The organism is Ktedonobacter robiniae (genome assembly GCF_016587375.1).
Classification (GTDB): domain Bacteria; phylum Chloroflexota; class Ktedonobacteria; order Ktedonobacterales; family Ktedonobacteraceae; genus Ktedonobacter; species Ktedonobacter robiniae.
Map to the genome: position 1 here is coordinate 3,846,505 of NZ_BNJG01000001.1, position 19,498 is coordinate 3,866,002.

The window sequence follows — 19,498 nt, forward strand, 5'->3', positions numbered from 1 at the left end:
AAGCATCCATAAATGGGCAACATAACACGACCAGGCACGTACACCTGTCGGGATGGCTTCATCCTTCTGTCTAGTGGAACGGACAACTACTGCAATCAGTAACATGTTTAAAGTCGTCTTAAGAGACTTGCAGTTATGCTATGTTTCGTCTATCATGGTAGCATACTTTAGGGTATTTCCTGCTATTTTGGCATGATGGTGTAGTACTATTGGGCGGGCAGTGTTTACTTGCTTTCCCCTCTCGTTACATTAAGGGAGCTTTTAGGCTTTTGCCAAAGCAGAGCCTGGTGGTGTATTTAGAGGGCGTATGTTCCCTCTTTTCGATACCCGGCAACTCTCCCTGGTGTCTGGTGTCCAGCTAATATCTTGAAGGAGGCTTGTGTCCTCATTATGAAGAGTCAAATCCAGCGCCAACAGGTACGGACGGTCTGGTGGGAGGAGGATGAGCAGGGGGCTGCTGTCTGCCTGGTGGATCAGAGTTGCTTACCGTTGCAGGTGAATGTACTGCGTTTGCGCCATGAGCATGAGGTGGCCGAGGCGATTGTATCCTTAAAGGTGCGGGGCGCGCCTGCAATTGGGGTGACGGCGGCTTTAGGGATGGCGCTGGCGGCTCAACGCCTGTGGCGTGAGCAGGGTGAGCGCATGCCTTTACATGAGGTCTATGCCGCATTGGGCAAGACCCAGCGACTCCTGGGGGCAACGCGCCCGACCGCTGTCAATCTATTTTGGGCGCTGGAACGCATGCAGGATTGCGCTCGGCGTGCTTCTGATGAGCCACAAGTCGAGACCCTGCGGCAATTAGCCCAACTGTTACAGCAAGAGGCGCTCCAGATTGCGGATGAGGATGCGGCCTCTTGCAAACGTATGGGCGAGCTGGGTGCGCAATTTATTCAGGATGGGGATACGCTGCTAACACATTGCAATGCGGGCGCCCTGGCAACCAGTGGCATGGGATCGGGGCTTGCACCTATCTATATTGCGCAGCAACAAGGCAAGCATGTGCACGTGTTTGTGGATGAAACCCGGCCTGTGTTGCAGGGGGCACGTCTGACGGCCTGGGAATTGCAGCAAGCGGGGGTTCCTTTAACGTTGATTACTGACAATATGGCGGGCCATTTTATGCGGCATGGGGGGATCAAGGCGGTCTTTGTGGGGGCTGATCGTATCGCCGCGAATGGGGATGTGGCAAATAAAATAGGCACATATAGCGTGGCTGTCCTGGCTCATGCCCATCACATTCCGTTCTACGTCGTCGCGCCCTTCTCGACGGTTGATTTGACGCTTGCATCCGGTGAGCTGATCCCGATTGAGCAGCGGAACGCGGAAGAGGTTACGAGCATACGCGGCGAGCGGGTGGTGCCCTGGGATGTCACGGTTGCTAATCCCGCGTTTGATGTCACTCCTCATGAATATATAACCGCGCTCATTACTGATTGCGGTGTGGCGCGCGCTCCCTTTACAACTTCACTGCGGGAAATGATGTCCAGCAAGTCCGAGTAAGAACTGGGTGGCGCATGCGCTCTTTTCCGCGAACATGAGCAATGATACTGCTGCATGCCAGCAGGTACAGCGTATCTTCCCACCTGGGAAGCATAGATCAGAGCACAATCAAAGGCGATACATAATTTGACTATAGGGAGGTTCTGCTGATGGAAACCGATATTGTACATGCGACCGCGCAGTATGTGGAAGAGGTGTTGGGGAGCGAGGGATTGCGCTATGCCAGCGCGGTAGTCGCTAATTGTAAAATGCTCGCCCTCCAGTTGGAGGCACAAGAAGATGCGGCGCCTATCGATATGGAGGCGCTGGTTGTATCGGCATATTTGCATGACATCTCTAACGTTGCGCATGGCTTTGCGGATCACCATCGCAAGTCAGCGGATATGGCTCTCTCTTTCTTGCAGCGCGAACAGGCTCCTGATGTCCTGGCGCAAAAGGTGGAACAGATCATTCTAACGCACACTTTGCAGACGAGCGATACCCATCCCGACGTTCCTGTGGAGGCTCGTCTTCTCTATGATGCCGACAAATTGGGGCGTTTGAGTGGGTTGGCGGTTGTAACCTCGCTAATTGAGTTTGGTGCGCGTTATCCCAACCGCGCCGTGAATGGCGATGTCCTGGCTGCGGTCTTGCGGCATGTTGAAGAGCGCTTTATTGAACTCTACCAGTCCTTGCAGACTGACCCAGCCCGTGACATGGCGCAGGAGAAGTTTCACCGCACACTGGCCTTTCTCGATGGTGTGATTGAGCACTTGAGTGATGCTACGCCTGTATAGAAAAACGTGGTACAATCCCCTCTGATGAAGAAAACTCTTTTGGAGGCTGTAAGTAGTGTCGATTCTTGTTGTGGGTTCCGTGGCCTTAGATGCTATTGAGACCCCTTTTCAGAAAGCCGATCGCGTCCTGGGTGGCGCGGCTTCCTTTTTCGCGACGGCGGCATCGCTCTATGACGAAGTCAACCTGGTCGCTATCGTTGGCAGTGATTTTCCCCGCGAGCATTTAGAATTCTGGCAACGTCATCGTATCGATCTCAGTGGTTTGCAGATACAGGAGGGCAAGACGTTTTCCTGGGGTGGGCGCTATCACCTGGATATGAACCATCGCGATACGCTCTACACTGAACTGGGTGTGTACGCGGATTTCCACCCGGTCGTTCCAGAGACCTATCGTCAGAGTCCCCTGCTTTTCCTGGCAAACATCCAGCCCTCCCTGCAATTGGAGGTTTTAGAACAGGCACCCAATGCGCGCCTGACTGTGCTAGATACGATGGAGCTATGGATTACGACCGCGCGCAAGGAGTTGACCGAGATCATCAAGCGCGTCGATGTCTTGCTTATGAGTGAGGAAGAGGTACGCCAGTTTACCGAACAGGCGAGCATCCTTGCGGGCGCACGCCAGTTGCTGGATATGGGCTTGAAATACCTGGTGGTGAAATTGGGAAGCTATGGCGCGCTCCTCTTTGGCGCGGATGCAACCTACTTCAGCGCTCCAGCCTATCCTCTCGAAGAGGTTATCGATCCAACAGGCGCAGGCGATGCCTTTGCGGGCGGCCTTCTTGGCTATCTCTCTACAGTCGAGCCTGGTTCCAATGGTGCCTATAGCGCGGAAGATATGAAGCGTGCAGTGGTTCATGGCAACATTATCGGCTCCTTTGCGTGCAGTGACTTTAGTATCAATGGTTTGCGCGAATTGTCGATAGCAGATATCGAGCAGCGTTATAACGAGCTTGTGACCTATTCGCATTTTGATCCACGCTGGAACGTGCGCTAAGAACCTGTACCTGGCTCTCTGCCAATCGAAGCGATTTGTTGTACAATACTATTCAGTTTTGCTGTTGTTTAAGAAGGGAACAATTATAGAATGGCTATTTCAACGCGTGGTGATGTAAAGGATCTCTCGCTGGCCGCTCGCGGTAAGGACCGCATTGAGTGGGCCGCGGAAGATATGCCGGTACTGCGCCTGATCCGTGAGCGCTTTATCAAAGATCAGCCGCTGAAAGGCGTGCGCATGTCTGGCTGCTTGCATATCACAACTGAGACCGCGAATCTGGCGATTACGCTTAAGGCTGGTGGTGCCGACTTGGTACTATGCGCCTCCAACCCGCTTTCGACACAGGATGATGTCGCGGCCGCCCTGGTAAGCGAGTACGGTATTCCCACCTATGCTATCAAGGGCGAGGATGAGGAGACCTACTATCGCCACATCAATGCGGCGCTTGATCACAAGCCGAACATGACTATGGATGATGGTTGTGACCTGGTCTCGATCCTGCACACCTCGCGTAGCGAGCTGGTAGAAAATGTGGTCGCGGGCCTGGAAGAGACAACTACGGGCGTCATTCGCCTGAAGAGCATGGAAAAGGCAGAGGTGCTGCGCTTCCCTGTGCTGGCCGTCAATGACTCTGATACCAAGCATATGTTCGACAACCGCTATGGTACGGGCCAGAGCACACTGGATGCCATTATTCGCTCGACCAACAGGCTGCTCGCGGGTCGTACCCTGGTCGTCTTTGGTTATGGCTGGTGCGGTCGCGGTGTCGCGTCGCGTGGTCATGGCCTGGGCGCGAACGTGGTCGTCTGCGAGGTTGATCCTACGCGCGCGCTTGAGGCCGTCATGGATGGCTACCGCGTCATGCCTGGGGTCGAGGCTGCCGCGATCGGTGACATCCTCGTGACAGTCACCGGCGACATCAACGTGATCGATCAGGATCACCTGGAGCATATGAAGAACGGCGCGCTGATCGCAAACTCCGGCCACTTCAATGATGAGATTAACATCCCTGCGCTAGAGAAGCTGGCGACCAACAAGCGCCGCGTACGTGACTTCGTTGATGAGTACACCTATAGCGATGGCCGCCGCGTTTATCTATTGGCTGAGGGTCGCCTCGTCAACCTCTCCGCCGCCGAGGGTCATCCCGCGAGCGTGATGGATATGAGCTTTGCCAACCAGGCCCTTGGTGCTGAGTATATGCTCAAGCTTGCCAAGGACCTTGAGCCTCGCGTCTACACCATCCCGGCTGATATCGACAAAGAGATTGCCCGGTTGAAGCTCCAGTCGATGGGGGTTCGCATCGACACGCTGACCCCTGAGCAAGAGAAGTATCTCAACTCCTGGGAGTCTGGCACCTAGTCCTCTCTCTTGAGTGGCCCATGCTCAGCATAAACTCTCCCTGTAGAGAAAAGTGGCTGGACAACGGTACTGCCGTTGTCCAGTCACTTTTCTCTACGAAGAGAATCCTAGCTCTTGTGTAGTTGACAATGGCTGAATCTTTGACGTAGAATAAAACCAATAAAAAGCGTTCAGGCAGCATTCTGCTGAAGCGCTGTACTTCGAAAATGAAACAAAATACGCATGAGATCGCTCTCATCAAGAGAGGTGGAGGGACACGGCCCGACGAAGCCCGGCAACCCGCTTAACTTGTTTTGCAATCATGAGTAATGAGGCAAAACGAGGGAGAAGGGTGCCAATTCCGGCGGACTTTTTATATCCGCAAGATGAGGGGAATGAGCATAAATGCCATACCCCTGCTAAGCAAGGGGTTTTTTTATGCCTACAATTCGCTAAGATCTTATTCCGAACCCCAACCCCCATTCGGGAGCATAGCGCCACTCGCGTGGCTAGCGCTTCCCCCATTCGGGGACAAGCGCGCTCAGGGTTTTCGGAGAAGAAGTAAGGCAAGAGAAAATATCCCGCGTCGCTCCTCGCACCCACAGGCGTGACCCTGGTTGCATACCATTCCACCTGTTTCTGGCGTACGTTCATGTAGATGAACCTTGTTGTAAGAGAGGAAGGTGCCAACCTTTGAGTAATTTTATGGAGAGCCCAAAGTCGTTTTTTACCAGTGAGTCGGTCACAGAGGGGCACCCAGATAAATTGTGTGACCAGATTTCTGACGCTATTCTGGATGCGATTATCGCGCAGGATCCCCTGGCACGCGTAGCGTGTGAGACGGCAACGACGACTGGCCTGGTGTTGGTGGCGGGTGAGATCTCGACCTCCGCCTGGGTGGATATGCCTGCACTTGTAAGGAAAACAATCGAGCAAATTGGCTACATTAATGCAGACTATGGTTTCGATTATCGCACCTGTGGCGTCGTAACATCAATTGGCAAGCAGTCTCCCGACATTGATATGGGCGTGAGCGCATCGCTAGAGGCGCGCGATGTCCAGTTGCATCTCAGCGATGATGAACTGGAGCGCGTTGGCGCAGGCGACCAGGGCATGATGATTGGTTTCGCCTGTAACGAGACGCCTGAATATATGCCCATGCCAATCAGCCTGGCGCATAAGTTGACGCGCCAGCTCTCGCAGGTCCGTCGCAAGTCCTGGGGCGGCAATGGCCCGATGACCTATTTGCGCCCGGACGGCAAGGCACAGGTCACCATCCAGTATGAGCATGGCAAGCCTGTGCGTGTAGATACCATCGTCGTTTCAACGCAGCACGCCGAGTACGTGGATCGCGAACAGATTCAACAGGATGTGATCGATCATATTATCAAGCCGGTTATTCCTGAGCATCTGCTTGACTCAAAGACCAAGATCTTTGTGAACCCCACGGGGCGTTTTGTGCTGGGTGGACCGATGGGTGACGCTGGCCTGACGGGGCGTAAGATTATCGTAGACACCTATGGCGGCATGGCGCGTCATGGTGGTGGTGCCTTCAGCGGCAAAGATCCCACGAAGGTCGACCGTTCGGCAGCCTATGCCGCGCGCCACATCGCGAAGAATATTGTTGCCGCTGGCCTGGCTGATCGCCTCGAACTCCAGGTCTCGTATGCCATCGGCGTCGCGCGTCCGCTCTCCCTCTTTGTCGAGACCTTTGGTACTGGCAAGGTATCGGACGAAGAGATCATTCGCCTGATCAATGAGCACTTCGACCTGCGCCCGGCGGGCATCATCCAGGACTTGCGCCTGCGCCGGCCCATCTATCAGCCTACCGCGGCCTTTGGTCACTTTGGGCGAACCGACATCGATGCGCCCTGGGAAGAGCTGAACAAAGTCCCCATGCTGCGCAAGGGCGTGGGCGCCAACATCGAGAGCGACAAAGCCTTCTCGTAAGCTGCCTAGTATATAAAAAGAGAAGGCAAGAATGTGTGCGAGATCATGATCCCGCACACATTCTTGCCTTCTCTTCTTTTTTTGTAGGGGATAGTGGCCTGGCAGGTGGGTATACGCCCACCTGCCAGGCCACTATCCCCTACCTCCGAGCGCTACAGGCGAGAAGTCGGTGGGGGGAAAGCAACAACGCTTTGCTGAAATCGGATATAATATGATCTTGGTAGAGATTGCTACGCTCTACTGAAGGCAGCTATGTTGCAAGAAAGGAAAAACGGTATGGACTTTACACTCAACGACGAGCAGATAGCCATACGTGATACTTGTCGCGAATTCGCAGCGCAGGAGATTAAGCCGCGCGCGGAGGAGATGGATGCCACTGGCCAGTTCCCTTATGACCTGGTTGGCAAGATGGGGCAATTGGGCCTGCTGGGACTGCCATTTCCTGAGGAGTATGGTGGCGCGGGCGCGGATTTTCTCTCGTACTGTCTAGCTATAGAAGAGATCTCGCGTGGTGATGTCTCGGTGGGCATTACCATGGAGGCGCATACCTCGCTGGGTGCGACTCCGTTTTATCTCTTTGGCAGTGAGGAACAGAAGCAGCGCTATCTGCTCCCTCTCGCTACTGGTGAACGGCTCTGGGCCTTTGGTCTCACGGAAGCAGAGGCTGGTTCTGACTCGGGTGGGACGCGCACGCGTGCTGTGCTCAAGGAGGATGGCCAGTGGCATATCAATGGCTCCAAGGTCTTTATTACCAACGCTGGAACCAATATAACAGGTGGCGTGACGATTACGGCGGTGACGGGTCAACGTCCAGATGGGCGCAACGAAATCACCAACTTGATTGTGCCAAAGGGTACGCCTGGCTATGTTATCGGGAATCCATATAAGAAGATGGGATGGAAGGCCTCGGATACCCGCCCGCTTTCTTTTGAGGAGTGCATGGTTCCCGAAGAGAATATCCTGGGAAAGCGTGGCGATGGCTTCAAACAATTTATGCAGATCCTGGATGCGGGGCGTGTTGCAATTGCGGCCCTCTCAGTTGGCCTGGCCCAGGCTTGTCTGGATGAGGCGCTGAGTTATGCCAGAGAGCGTAAGCAGTTTGGCAAGTCGATTAGTGCATATCAGGCCATTCAGTTTAAGCTTGCCGACATGGATATGGAGATTGAACTGGCACGCCTGATGTACTATAAAGCCGCGTGGCTGCATATGCAAGGGAAGCCCTACCGGCGCGAGGCCTCAATGGCCAAGCTCTTTGCGTCCGAGACGGCCAAGCGTGCGGCTGACCAGGCGGTACAGATCCATGGTGGCTACGGCTTTATGGATGAATATCCTGTGTCGCGCTACTGGCGTAGCGTCAAGATCAACGAGATTGGCGAGGGGACAAGCGAGGTGCAGCGTATGCTGATCGCCAAGGAGCTTGGCTGCTAGCCAGGAGGCGTTATCTACCTGGAAGAGAAAACGCAAGATGGCCTCTCCAGCAATTGCTGGAGAGGCCATCTTGCTACCCCAATTTCATGTCTCTTTAAAGTTTATGAAGTAGGTTATGAAGGGGAAGATGAAGGGTGGACAAAAAATGAAAAAGGAGTTTCTTGATGAGCATCACACCCGCTTTAAATGAAAAAGAGGCTCACCACAAGAGCCCAGGACAGTTGAAGTTCCCGCGTTTCGACCATAAGCAGCATGGGCCTGTTGTCAATGTGAATGAGGCAGCCGATCAAAATTTGACTGTTGGACAAAAAGTGGCTGACACTGTTGCGTCCAACATGGGTAGCTGGCGTTTTATTATTATTCAGAGTCTTATTCTTCTGGCCTGGATTCTCTTTAATAGTGTGCAAGCATATTTCGGTCGCTTTGATCCTTATCCATTCATTCTGTTGAATCTGGCGCTCTCATTTCAAGCAGCATTCGCCGCGCCATTTATCATGATCTCGCAAAATCGGCAGGCTGAAAAGGATAGGCTTACTGCCCAGAATGACTACGTTACTGATAGCAAAGGCGAGGAGGAGATCAGGAATATTATGGAGCACCTGGATCACCAGGACAGCTTGATCCTCCAGGTCGTACAGAGCTTGCAGGACCAGAACAAGCGTTTAGAAACCCAGCATCAGCAAATGCTGAGTTATCTGAGCAAAGTTGATCCCCAGTTGGCGCAGGAAGCCATGAAGAATATCACGCCAGACGCGGAAATTAAAGGTGGAACGAAAAGTTAAAAGGGCGTAGAGAACTTAAAGAAGAAAGGCGAGAGGAAATTTCCTCTCGCCTTTCCTGGTGTATTAAGGTGTCTAGTTGTTGGGGGAGACGATCTTCGTGGGCCAGTTAAAGGTCTTAAAGGTGACCGTATTGGCTGGCTGAGTCGTGTTCGCATTGGAGTCGGGAGGAATTAGCCACACAGCGGTATCTCCATGGATGGAGAGGAAGAGCGTGTTGGCTGGAATCTGGGTCCCTACTCCCACCTGGTTGTTAGTTAGAACGTCGAACATATTAATGCTCTTGTTCTTGTTCTGCCAGAGTAAGAAGCGGTTGCCGCCCTGGAGAGCCATGGACTGGCCTTCATCGCCAAATTGTTGCGGCGCCAGCGTGGTATCACTGAGTTGATAGCCAAAGAGGGTTCCCTGGATCATGGCATCGGCCTGCAATGGATAGGCGTTGGGATCGCTCTTTGCGATCAGGGGCGCCTGGGTTGGTTGCGTGATAGGTGTTTCGTCTTGGCCTGTTGTCACGGAAGGCGTGAGCACAGGAGTGCTTTTCGCCGCGGAAGGCGTAAGCGAGGCCACTGGCGTCTGTGAGCCTGTCGTGATAATGGGTGACGGCTTGTTTGTCTGATTTGGGGCATCCAGGGGGAGCGTGCTCAGCATAAAGAGCGTGTCGCCCACCACATGTGGATGGAAGGAGGCTTCATCGTTTTTAAACAGCGAACGTACCGTCTCGATATGCGGCGCCCAGCGACCATGCTCTGGCGCGGCCTCCTCTTCCTGGCTCTGCCAGATATTGCTATGCAGGATATTATCGTTCGTGGCCCACTCTTCTCCCCAGTAGATGCTTCTGCCATCGCTGCTTGCGGTAGGAGAAGCCAGGACATGACCCGCATTTACATGGGCCAGCTCCTCCGATGTTGGTACCTGCTGAGCATCGAGCTGGTAGCGAGTTAGATGGGAGGTGCCCTGGTTATCAAGCCAGGAAACCAGCAGGTTATTCTGATAGGTGCTCGTTCCCTGAAGGGGTGAGTTTATCCATGCCGGAACCGTGTTCTGGTCATACAGCCCTTTGAGTAGGGTAATGGGCTGATTGGCGCTTGCCTCGTTCTTTTCACCTGGAAGATCGTTCTTGTTCGCTTTCGTATCTCCTGAACCCACGTAGAGCGCGTCGAGGCTCCAGGTGCGTGTGAGCGAGCTATTCTGCGTATCTAGAGGCTTGCCCGTGGTGGTTTTAGGTTTATCCAGTTGTAACCAGATGAGCCAGTTCTGGACGTTCTCAAGCAGATAGACGTTACTCGTTGTTGGTTTATCCAGCAGCGGTATCGGTGTGATAGATGCATCGTTGTTGGTATTGAGATGGACCTGTTCGAGCATCCATGCAGGGTCACTGCCATCTTGATAGGCGCTGAAGTACATGGTATTGCGGTCCGCGAGCGCGCTGACGACATGCGGGTAGGACGTCTGTACCGCAATATTGGCAACCGAGAGAGATGCGCCTCTGGTCACATTGGCTTGCTCTCCCCCGATAGCAGGTTTTCCATTATTCATTTGCGCCATGAGCACCAGGGATGAGATACCACCTGCCATGATCAGCATCAGCACGGCGGCAGCTATCCCAACAATCGTGGTAGGTCCCATACGTGCCAGGCGTGGACGCTTGCGTGTAATCGGAATAACAGGAAGGGGACCGGTTTCTGCTGACGAAAAGGTGGTAAGAGGCTCCAGGTGTTTTTCCTCGGCGACGATATCTTTGAGATAGGGTTTGAGGAAAGCAGGTGTCGGCGTTGAGAGTTCTGAAGATGTTGCACGCTGAATATAGCGCGTATGCTCAGCGGCGAGCGCGCGCATGAGTTTAGCATGTGCCTCCGGTGCTGAGGACAGTGTAGGTAGCGAGCGAACACTTGCACCGATAAAGTCGCTCTGTTGCTGAATCTGGCGACAGGCAGAGCAAACCTCCAGGTGAGCATCTAGCTCTGGGAGGATTGCAGCCCGCTCCTTTTGTATGTCTCGATAATTAGCGAGGAGTTCTCGCGCTCTATTGCAGTTCAATCTTCACCGACCTCTTTTTTGTACAATGCGATAAACCGTTCCCGCGCTCGCATCAGGCGCATCTTAACCGCAGATGCACTGATATTGAGCACTTCAGCAATCTCTGCACAAGATAGGCCGTCGTTCTCGTATAGCCAGAGGCAAGAAGAGTATTTAGGAGGCAGTTGATTGAATACACGCTCCACAAGCTCGCGATCAGCAACGCGATTTTCGAACTTACCGCCATCGTAGCCATTGCGCTCATAGGCAGTACTGACCGCTGTTGCCCGCGCCTCATGTACCTGCTCGTCGCCCGCGTAGTTCTCTCCACCCGAGTTCCCGTTGTCTGAGACAACGCCAGCGCCAATGCCGCGATCTTCATTAAAGAGCGACAGTGGAAGCCAGGAAATCAGGCGGCGGCGGCGCAGAGTATCAGTGGTCGTATTTGACGCGATACGGTATAGCCAGGCAGAAAGTGCTCCTGGCTGTACTTGTGTGCCTCCTAATAGTGCCCTGTATGCCTTGACGAAAACGTCTTGTGCCAGGTCGTAGGCTTGCTCCCGGTTGCCAATGAGGTGGTAGATATAGTTCGTAATAGGCCCTTGATATCGTTGAAAGATATCCTCGAAGTCCTCTACGCTCACATGCTCGCTTGCTTGTACCTGTGGCTGCTGTTCTTCGTCAGCAGGTTCAGGTTCTGGCGCCTGTGGGCGAACTTCTTGTGCTTCGAGAGCCTGTTGCTCTACCTCATCCTGACTGGCTGATGTGGATCCTCCAGGAGAGCCTCGGCGTTCCTCTTCCATAGAAGAACGCAGACTGCTATTTGTATTGTACAAACGGATAGGGAGATCCATTGGTTACATCGACCTTATCAGTTTTGCAGAAGTTTTAAATCTGATTGTGTTGTGTGTCTGTGAAGTTTTTGCATATATAAAGTAGCATAGCATATGCTGTCTAGAAAACGCTGTGATCTGGTACACAGGAAACCGCGAAGCTGACAAACCGCTACCCTATACACTTATACGCCAGGCCTGGCGGATTGGTTGTAAACGAGGAGTTGGAATCTGTTTGTATCGCCCTGGTCCTTGTTTTGCGTTACCCATGAGATTTAGTATAGCATACAAACCTTCAAAGCCCTCTCCTGTGGTACCCAGGTCACAACCTGAGCAGGTTTAGTATCTGCTTTCGTGCCTGCGGCACTCACGGGTAAGAGGTGTCTGGTGGTGGGCTGGCACTGCCAGCCCACCACCAGACACCTCTTACCCGGAGGCAAGCGTAGCGAGCCAAGGCAGGCGCCAGAGAAGAATTGGAAGCCTCTATAGGTGTGAAAATTGCCTTGCGTAGTGGCGTGCTTTTTGGTACCATGGGAGCATGATAACTGAGCAAGGACAGTCGCAACAAGGCTGGAATATTATCGGCCACGAACACAGTATCGATATCTTGCGCCGCATGCTGGCGTCGCAGCAGGTTCGTCACGCCTACCTCTTCTCCGGTCCCCCACGTATTGGTAAGTCGCTCCTGGCGCATCGCTTTGCGCAGACCTTGCTCTGTACGGGTGGCCCAGACCCTCGTGTGTCTCCGCTCAATCCTTGTAATACTTGCCTGGCGTGTCGCAAGGTGCTACATGGCAATCATCCAGATGTACACGTTGTGACCAAAGCCCCCGATAAGCAATTTATCGTCATTGAGCAGATTCGTGCTTTGCAGAACGACTCATCGCGGCGTACGCTGGAGGGGCGACGAAATGTCTTCCTCATACCAGATGCCCACCAGATGAATGTGCAGGCGGCGAATTGTTTGCTCAAGACGCTGGAGGAGCCAGAGCCTGACGTGGTACTTCTCCTGACCGTGCCGGAACCGGGTCTACTATTGCCCACGATTATCTCGCGTGTGCAACAGTTGCCTATGCAACTTCTGACCACAACGAAGATCCGCCAGGCGCTTGTGGATGACTGGGAAGCCGATCCTAAGGAGGCCGACCTGGTAGCCGCCCTGGCCGCCGGGCGTATGGGTTGGGCCGTGCAGGCCATTGAGGATGAAGAGATGATGGAGGAGCGCAAGGCCCAATTAGAGGGGCTGGCCAAACTTCCTACACTGAACAGGGTGCAGCGCTTTGACTTCGTGCAACGCCTGGCCAGTGATAGCGAACGCGCTCGTGAGATGCTCGAACTCTTCCTGCTCTGGTGGCGTGACCTGGTGTTGGCAAGCAATAATTGTCTCGATCTGACCGTCAATGTCGATATGCGCGACCTGCTCAAGACGCAGGCCAGCAAAATTCTCCCCAATCAGGCGCAGCAGATGGTGCGCTCGATCCTGAAGACCCTGGAAGCGCTTGAGCAGAATGTGAATACGCGCATGGCCCTTGAAGTTTTAATGCTGGATATGCCTACAATAAAGGGATAGCCAGCTTTTACACACCATCAATGATGAGGAGTGGACGCATGCGAAGTGATTTCCAGCACCTGGTAACGCAAACCTCAGAGCATATTTCAATCATTACGATGAATCGTCCCGCAGTATTGAATGCCTTCAATGAGCGCATGCTCGCTGAGCTAAACGAGGCTGTCGCCGACGCCGCGCAAGATGAGGATGTTCGCTGTGTGATCCTGAAGGGGGCCGGGCGTGGTTTTGGCTCGGGTCAGGACCTGAGCGAGTTCTCTTCGGCCAATGGCAGCAAGGAGCCGTTGGAGGTTAGCAAGCATCTGGGCAAGTATCACCAGTTGATTCGCACCTTGCAGGAGATGGCGAAGCCGACCATTGCCTCGGTACATGGGGTTGCCGCCGGTATCTCGTGCAATATTGCCCTGGCCTGTGACCTGCGTATCGCCGCCGATAACGCGCGTTTCATCCAGGCATTTGCCCGCATTGGCCTGATGCCTGATGGGGGCGGTGGCTACTTTCTGCCACGCCTGGTAGGTATTGGCAAGGCCCTGGAGATGGCAATGCTGGCGGATGAAGTGAGCGGACCAGAGGCCGAGCGCCTGGGCCTGGTGAACAAGTGCGTACCTGCTGCCGAGCTGGAAGAGGCAACTTTGCAGGTCGCGCAACGCCTGGCGCATGGCCCCACGCGTGCCTATGGCCTGATCAAGCAGCTTATGTACCAGGGCCTGGATAGCGACCTGGCTTCGTCCCTCAAACTGGAGGGCGAACTGCAAGGTCGCGCGATCACCACGGAAGATCACAGAGAAGCCATTCGCGCCTTCTTTGAGAAACGCGCCCCTAAATATCAGGGGAAATAGGCTCTACAAAAATATGCTGGTAGCATAGTTTATTCATCAACCTATGCTACCAGCATATTTTTGCCCTGTTCAGTGAGCTTCTGGGCGGGTTATGCTAAATGGCAAGGACGTTACTGAAATAATGAAGGAGTGAATCGGATGAAGTTTTTGCTATTAGGTGGTACCGCTTTTCTGGGGCGGCATATTGTTGAGTCTGCCCTGGCACGTGGGCACGAGGTTACTATTTTTCACCGAGGCAAGACGCGGCCAGGCCTCTTTTCCCAGGCAGAGGAGATCTTAGGGGACCGCGAGCATGATCTGCACCTGCTTGCAGGTCGCAAATGGGACGCTGTTATTGATACCTGCGGCTATGTACCACGCATCGTACGCGCCTCCGCGCAAGCGCTGGCTGGCTCGGTTGAACACTATACTTTTGTCGCCAGTATTAACGTGTATGGCGACTTTAAAGAGAAGGGCATCGATGAGCAGTATCCACTGGCGACCTTAGAAGATCCAGGCATTGAAGAGGTCACGGGCGAGACCTATGGCCCGCTCAAAGCCCTGTGCGAGCAGGAGGTCGAGCAGGCCTTCCCTGGCAAGACCTTGCTGGTGCGCCCCGGCTTGATTGTGGGTCCCTGGGATGCTTCCAATCGCTTTACCTACTGGCCCTATCGCCTGGCTCAGGGGGGCGAGGTCCTGGCACCAGACCACCGGGATATGCCCTTGCAATGGATTGATGTGCGCGACCTGGCGGAGTGGATGGTGCGCATGTCTGAAACCAGGCAGACGGGTGCCTTCAACGCGACTGGCCCGCAAGAGCCACAGCCTCTGGGCGAGGTGCTGGAGCGTTGTCGGGTCGCGTTGAATAACGAGGTGTATTTTACCTGGGTCGCGGAAGATTTTCTGGAGCAGCAGGAGATCCAGCCCTGGATGCAACTCCCACTCTGGATACCAGGCGAGGATGGCGACGCCTTCTGTACTGTGAAGAACGCCAAAGCCGTCGCCGCTGGCATGACCTTCCGCTCCCTGGAGGAGACCGCGCGCGATACTCTGGCCTGGATTCATAGCCAGCAGCGCGAAGGCACGCTGGGCAAAACGCTCTCCCCAGAGCGCGAGCGAGAGGTACTCTCCGCCTGGCATGAGCATGTGAAGGCTCAGGCGGGTGAATAGGCTTTTTTCTCGCTGCCTGGGATAAGCAGCTAGTATCCGAGGCACACCCCTCTGGGGAGGATGATAGAAGGCGCGTGTTTGCTCTCCACTTGAGATGATGATAGAATTCGACCATCATTTCGAGTGGAGAGGTAGAGGGACAATAGTGCGGATAGAGAATCTTTCTTATAGTAATGCACAAACGCAAGGCCCTGAACGACGAGAATGGTTGCGTACCCATGCAGCGCAGCATCTAGAGCAGTGCGAGGCCATGTATCAGCTTGCGTTGCATCGGCGCTCTGCCAGTACATCTGCCAGCATCGCTGTGTTGGGTGCGGGCGGCTGTACTGAGGTCCCCCTGGTATCATTATGCCGGGGCGCCGATGAACTCGTGCTGGCTGACCTTGATCTGGCGGGGATGCGGCGCGCCTGCGATGAACAACTGAAGAGTCCAGGCCAGCGTCGCAGGATGCGCCTGGTTGAGTGCGATCTGAGCGGACAGGTGAGTGGCCAGTTGCTGCGCCACACACGTCGCAGGCGTTGGGACGAGCTATCTAAGCAGGGGAGTAGTGCGGTCTTTGACGCCGCGGCCCAGTGCCTGGAGGAGTGCCTCGTGCCTGACCCACCTGTGATTGATGACCTGGGCAGCGCGCAATATGGCCTCGTCGTAAGCTCATTGGTCATGTCGCAGCTATTTAGTTATCCCATTCTTGATCTGTTGGATGCAATTCAAGCCGCAACTCCCGAGCTACTTGGTGAGCAGGAGCGCCATCGACGCTATCAAGAAGCCGCGCAAGCTTTTCGCCTGCGTGTCATCAACGCACACTTGCATCTGCTTCGCTCCCTGCTGGATCAGGATGGCCTGATATTGCTGCTGAGCGATGTGCGTGGCTTCGCCTTTAATGTCTACGGAACTGATCACGATGCCAGCCATCGCAGAGATATTCCCCTTGTCCCGCGTGGCTTCTTTGACCTTGTCCAGGAGCAGTTTACAGTTCTGGAGGAGCGGCATTGGGAATGGATCACCGACCTTCCCGAGAACGAGCGCCTGGGGCGCGGCTACGAGGTCGTAGGCTATCTTCTGACCCCACGTTAAGTACAAAATTTTTGCAAAGCTTGACTTTCTTCAGTATCGTCCGTATACTTTACATATAACATGGAGTTTGCTGTGATACAGAAATCGTCGCGAGGGACGAAATCAGCGGACACCCAAAAGACCAGCGAGACGGGGAGAGTGCAAGCCCGTCGCTTTGGATGGACCTGGTAGGCCCCCCTCAGGCTCTCAAATGAGCCACGATGCGGAACAAACACCTGTGAAAGCGTTCAGCAAGAACGGTTGTAATGGGTAAGTAATTCTAGCCGGTCGCCCTCCGTTACCATGGGGCAAGGCATCGAAGAGCCAGCCTGTGTGCTTGATTCTTGCAAAGGCGGTTTGCTTCCGTGCCTGTAGAGTGGAGAAACTCTGCCTGGCTTTGTTGGCCTGGTGGAGGTTTTCAATTCAGGTGGTACCACGGGCTTGCTAAAGCTTAGCAATAGATAGAATAGCCCGCCCTGAGCGTTTATGCTTGGGGCGGGCTTTTTGTATGCGCGAAAACATCATCTCTGAGCTAAAACGCTTCCATTTGAGAGCAATCGATCCTGTATTCGCGAGCCGTAAACACTAGTACGTAAATACAAAAGGAGATGAATACATCATGACGACAGTGCTTAGTTCTCCTCAGATCGTTGAGCGCTACCTGGGGTACTTTCGTGGGCATGGGCACTATGAGTTGCCTTCCACTCCCCTCGCGGTGCCTGGTAACAGCACGTCCTTTATTATCGCGGGTATGCAGCCGCTGCTTCCCTATCTGCGAGCTGAGACCTTGCCTCCCTCGCCGCGTCTTAGCTCAGTGCAGCGCTGTCTGCGGACCGATGATGTCGAGGCAGTAGGCAGTAATGACCGCAAGATGAGCGCGTTTCTGATGCTTGGCAACTGGTCGATAGGAGAGTACTGGAAACGTGAGGCGATAGTGATGGCGTTGGAGGTCTTGTTACAGCATTTGGAGGTAGAGCGAGAGCGGCTCTGGGTAACCGTCTATGCGGGCGACGAATCTCTGGGGTTGCCCGGCGACGATGAGGCGATCAACGAGTGGTTGCGCGTGGGCATGCCCAATGAGCGGATTGTGCCCCTGGGGAGTGAGGATAATCTCTGGACTATGGGTGATGGTCCCGGTCCCTGTGGTCCCAGCTCGGAGATCTTCGTGGATCGTGGTGTGGCATTGGGGTGTGGGCGCGCGACCTGCCGTCCTGGATGTGACTGTGAGCGTTTTATGGAGGTCTGGAACCTGGTCTTTATGCAGTATGAGCGTCACGCGGATGGCTCACTTACCACGCTGCCCCAGAGGAATATCGACACCGGGATGGGCCTGGAACGTATAGCGACTGTCTTGCAGGGGTCTGAGTCTGTCTTCTCCACAGATGTGTTTCTGCCCGCGCTAGAGCGCTTACGCGAGCTGGCGCCCGAGCAAGAAGGCGAGGTGAGGCGCACGCGACGAATGATTGTTGACCACATGCGCGCGGTGCTCCTGGCGGGCCTGGTGGATGTGCGGCCCGGGCGCGATGGGCGTAGCTCTGTGGTGCGCAGGCTGATTCGCCGCGCGGCGCGCCAGGGGCGTGTGCTGGGACTGGAGCAACCCTTCCTCGGCGAGTTATTGTCGCCCCTGGCGGCGGGGCATGACTCTCTGCTCACGTCGCAGGAGCATTCTCATGTGCAAGGACTGGTGCAGGTCGTGACCAACGAAGAGCGCATGTTTTCGCGCGTACTCACTCAGGGATTGAGCTTGCTGGAGCACGTCGAGGCGAACGAGCAAGGCTATGTCGATGGGCGGGTTCTGTTCCAGCTGCACGCGGAGCGCGGCTTCCCGGCGGACCTGGCGGCGGAGATTCTCGTTGAGCGAGGACTCTCCATCGATTGGCAGCGCTACGAGCAGGCGCGCCAGCAGCACAGCCAGGTGAGTCGTGTAAGCGTGAAGACACATTTCCAGTCTTCCTGATTATTGTCCATCGCTTACTATATGTTGCGTCGGACTAATTTGCCAATTGCCTCTACCAGAATGATCTTAAGTTCAATTGTAGTGCGTCAAGGTAATAGAGGAGTGCATGTTACCAAGGGCTGGAGGTGACATGTACTCTCTCTTTTACTGTAGAGAATAATTGGCACCCTGGCATGTGTTATCTCTACTGTAGATAGATACTGATGAATGCAATAATATAAAAAAAAAGGTTCAGTTTCTTGAAGGAGTTTTATTAAAATTATGTCGCGCCTACATCCATCTTCGCAGGCTATGCAGCGTCGTTCGTCTCGGGATGTGCCCTCTCTCGTCGCGCTATCACTGACACTTGTGCTCTGGGCCTCGGCTTTCGCGGGTATTCGCGCGGGTTTGACGGGGTATAGTGCCGGAGCATTGATCTTATTACGTTTTTTGATCGCTTCAGGGGCTTTGCTTATGTATGCGTTGGTCACGCGCATGCGTATGCCTGATAGGCGTGATATCCCGGCGATGATCCTGCTGGGGTTTATCGGTATTACCGTGTATCAGTTAGGTCTGACTTATGGCGAGACGAGCGTTTCGGCGGGGACCGCGGGCCTCTTAATTGCCACTGTCCCCTGCTTCACGGTCATCCTGGCGACTTTGTTTCTGGGAGAGCGCTTCTCTGTATGGGGGTGGGTTGGTCTATTGATCAGTTTTACAGGCGTGGCCTTGATTTCGTTGAATGGAAATGGTGGGCTACATTTTACTCCAGGTGCCTTGCTTATCCTGCTTGCATCCTTCTCTGAGAGCGTTTATTTTGTGGTTCAGAAGCGCTATCTACGCAAATATAGTGGGTTGGAACTGGCGACGTATAACCTCTGGGGTGGCACACTCTTTATGCTGATCTTCCTTCCCACTCTCTGGCAGGAGTTGCCGCATGCCCCGCTGGGGGCGACGCTGGCTATTGTGTTTCTGGGCTTGTTTCCCGCGGCTGTCGCCAATCTCGTGTGGACCTTTGCCCTCTCGCGTACGAGTGCTTCAGCTGCTATAAGTTTCCTCAATATCTCACCCGTATTTTCGCTCATCATTGCCTGGCTCTGGTTGAGAGAGGTACCATCGGCTCTCGCGCTGGGTGGCGGTCTGGTCGTTATTCTGGGTGTCTTGCTGATTAATCTTAAGGGAAAGGTGAGTGTGCGAGCGGAACAGCCCGCCAAGCTCGCTGAGGCAGAAGCGCAGCCTCAGGTGCTTCTTCTTGCCTCCGAAGAGGTGTCTACTCCAATCAATTAAATCTCACGCAAGTATTACTGGGTCGCGCTACATTGCGCGCCGGGCCGCTGGC

General features: G+C 54.3%; 15 protein-coding genes and 1 riboswitch. Of the genes, 13 read left to right on the forward strand and 2 right to left on the reverse strand.

Annotated elements, in window-relative coordinates; translation table 11 throughout:
* Nucleotides 1-390: 390 nt before the first annotated feature.
* The 7 genes from mtnA (at nucleotide 391) to JMJ04_RS16120 (ending at nucleotide 8,768) form a co-directional block, all read left to right on the forward strand.
* Nucleotides 391-1,500 carry an S-methyl-5-thioribose-1-phosphate isomerase gene (mtnA, locus tag JMJ04_RS16090; RefSeq protein WP_201371475.1) on the forward strand — a complete coding sequence of 370 codons (1,110 nt, stop codon included), beginning with the start codon at nucleotides 391-393 and terminating at the stop codon, nucleotides 1,498-1,500.
* A 149-nt stretch (nucleotides 1,501-1,649) separates the two neighbouring features.
* Entirely contained in the window at nucleotides 1,650-2,276 is a 627-nt protein-coding gene (locus tag JMJ04_RS16095) for an HD domain-containing protein (protein ID WP_201371476.1), read from the forward strand.
* A 55-nt stretch (nucleotides 2,277-2,331) separates the two neighbouring features.
* A complete protein-coding gene (locus JMJ04_RS16100; RefSeq protein WP_201371477.1) occupies nucleotides 2,332-3,270 on the forward strand; it encodes a PfkB family carbohydrate kinase in 939 nt (312 codons plus the stop codon).
* Between the two features lie 90 nt (nucleotides 3,271-3,360).
* Nucleotides 3,361-4,629 (forward strand): adenosylhomocysteinase, encoded by a 1,269-nt coding sequence (gene ahcY / locus JMJ04_RS16105; RefSeq protein ID WP_201371478.1) that lies wholly within the window; start codon nucleotides 3,361-3,363, stop codon nucleotides 4,627-4,629.
* Between the two features lie 231 nt (nucleotides 4,630-4,860).
* A riboswitch (SAM riboswitch) is annotated at nucleotides 4,861-5,001 on the forward strand.
* Between the two features lie 312 nt (nucleotides 5,002-5,313).
* Entirely contained in the window at nucleotides 5,314-6,558 is a 1,245-nt protein-coding gene (gene metK / locus JMJ04_RS16110; protein ID WP_201372378.1) for a methionine adenosyltransferase, read from the forward strand.
* 276 nt (nucleotides 6,559-6,834) lie between these two features.
* Nucleotides 6,835-7,986 carry an acyl-CoA dehydrogenase family protein gene (locus JMJ04_RS16115; protein WP_201371479.1) on the forward strand — a complete coding sequence of 384 codons (1,152 nt, stop codon included), beginning with the start codon at nucleotides 6,835-6,837 and terminating at the stop codon, nucleotides 7,984-7,986.
* Nucleotides 7,987-8,150: 164 nt separating this feature from the next.
* The gene (locus JMJ04_RS16120) at nucleotides 8,151-8,768 is read left to right on the forward strand and encodes a DUF1003 domain-containing protein (RefSeq protein WP_201371480.1); all 618 of its coding nucleotides are present in this window, start codon (nucleotides 8,151-8,153) and stop codon (nucleotides 8,766-8,768) included.
* A gap of 72 nt (nucleotides 8,769-8,840) precedes the next feature.
* Here JMJ04_RS16120 and JMJ04_RS16125 read toward each other — a convergent pair whose 3' ends face one another.
* Nucleotides 8,841-10,802, reverse strand: coding sequence for a hypothetical protein (locus JMJ04_RS16125; protein ID WP_201371481.1), 1,962 nt, complete (start codon nucleotides 10,800-10,802; stop codon nucleotides 8,841-8,843).
* Nucleotides 10,799-11,584, reverse strand: coding sequence for an RNA polymerase sigma factor (locus JMJ04_RS16130; RefSeq protein WP_201371482.1), 786 nt, complete (start codon nucleotides 11,582-11,584; stop codon nucleotides 10,799-10,801). Before JMJ04_RS16130 ends, JMJ04_RS16125 begins: the two co-directional genes overlap by 4 nt.
* A gap of 568 nt (nucleotides 11,585-12,152) precedes the next feature.
* On the opposite strand from JMJ04_RS16130, the gene holB reads away from it, so the two are divergent.
* The 6 genes from holB to JMJ04_RS16160 all read left to right on the forward strand — a co-directional run bounded on the left by holB (nucleotide 12,153) and on the right by JMJ04_RS16160 (nucleotide 19,446).
* Nucleotides 12,153-13,184 carry a DNA polymerase III subunit delta' gene (gene holB, locus JMJ04_RS16135; protein ID WP_201371483.1) on the forward strand — a complete coding sequence of 344 codons (1,032 nt, stop codon included), beginning with the start codon at nucleotides 12,153-12,155 and terminating at the stop codon, nucleotides 13,182-13,184.
* Nucleotides 13,185-13,222: 38 nt separating this feature from the next.
* Entirely contained in the window at nucleotides 13,223-14,020 is a 798-nt protein-coding gene (locus JMJ04_RS16140) for an enoyl-CoA hydratase/isomerase family protein (protein WP_201371484.1), read from the forward strand.
* 138 nt (nucleotides 14,021-14,158) lie between these two features.
* Nucleotides 14,159-15,169 carry an NAD-dependent epimerase/dehydratase family protein gene (locus tag JMJ04_RS16145; RefSeq protein WP_201371485.1) on the forward strand — a complete coding sequence of 337 codons (1,011 nt, stop codon included), beginning with the start codon at nucleotides 14,159-14,161 and terminating at the stop codon, nucleotides 15,167-15,169.
* 145 nt (nucleotides 15,170-15,314) lie between these two features.
* A complete protein-coding gene (locus JMJ04_RS16150; RefSeq protein ID WP_201371486.1) occupies nucleotides 15,315-16,244 on the forward strand; it encodes a hypothetical protein in 930 nt (309 codons plus the stop codon).
* Between the two features lie 598 nt (nucleotides 16,245-16,842).
* Nucleotides 16,843-18,180, forward strand: a complete 1,338-nt coding sequence (locus JMJ04_RS16155; RefSeq protein WP_201371487.1) for an alanine--tRNA ligase-related protein — start codon at nucleotides 16,843-16,845, stop codon at nucleotides 18,178-18,180.
* A gap of 261 nt (nucleotides 18,181-18,441) precedes the next feature.
* Nucleotides 18,442-19,446, forward strand: a complete 1,005-nt coding sequence (locus tag JMJ04_RS16160) for a DMT family transporter (RefSeq protein ID WP_201371488.1) — start codon at nucleotides 18,442-18,444, stop codon at nucleotides 19,444-19,446.
* Nucleotides 19,447-19,498: the final 52 nt, after the last annotated feature.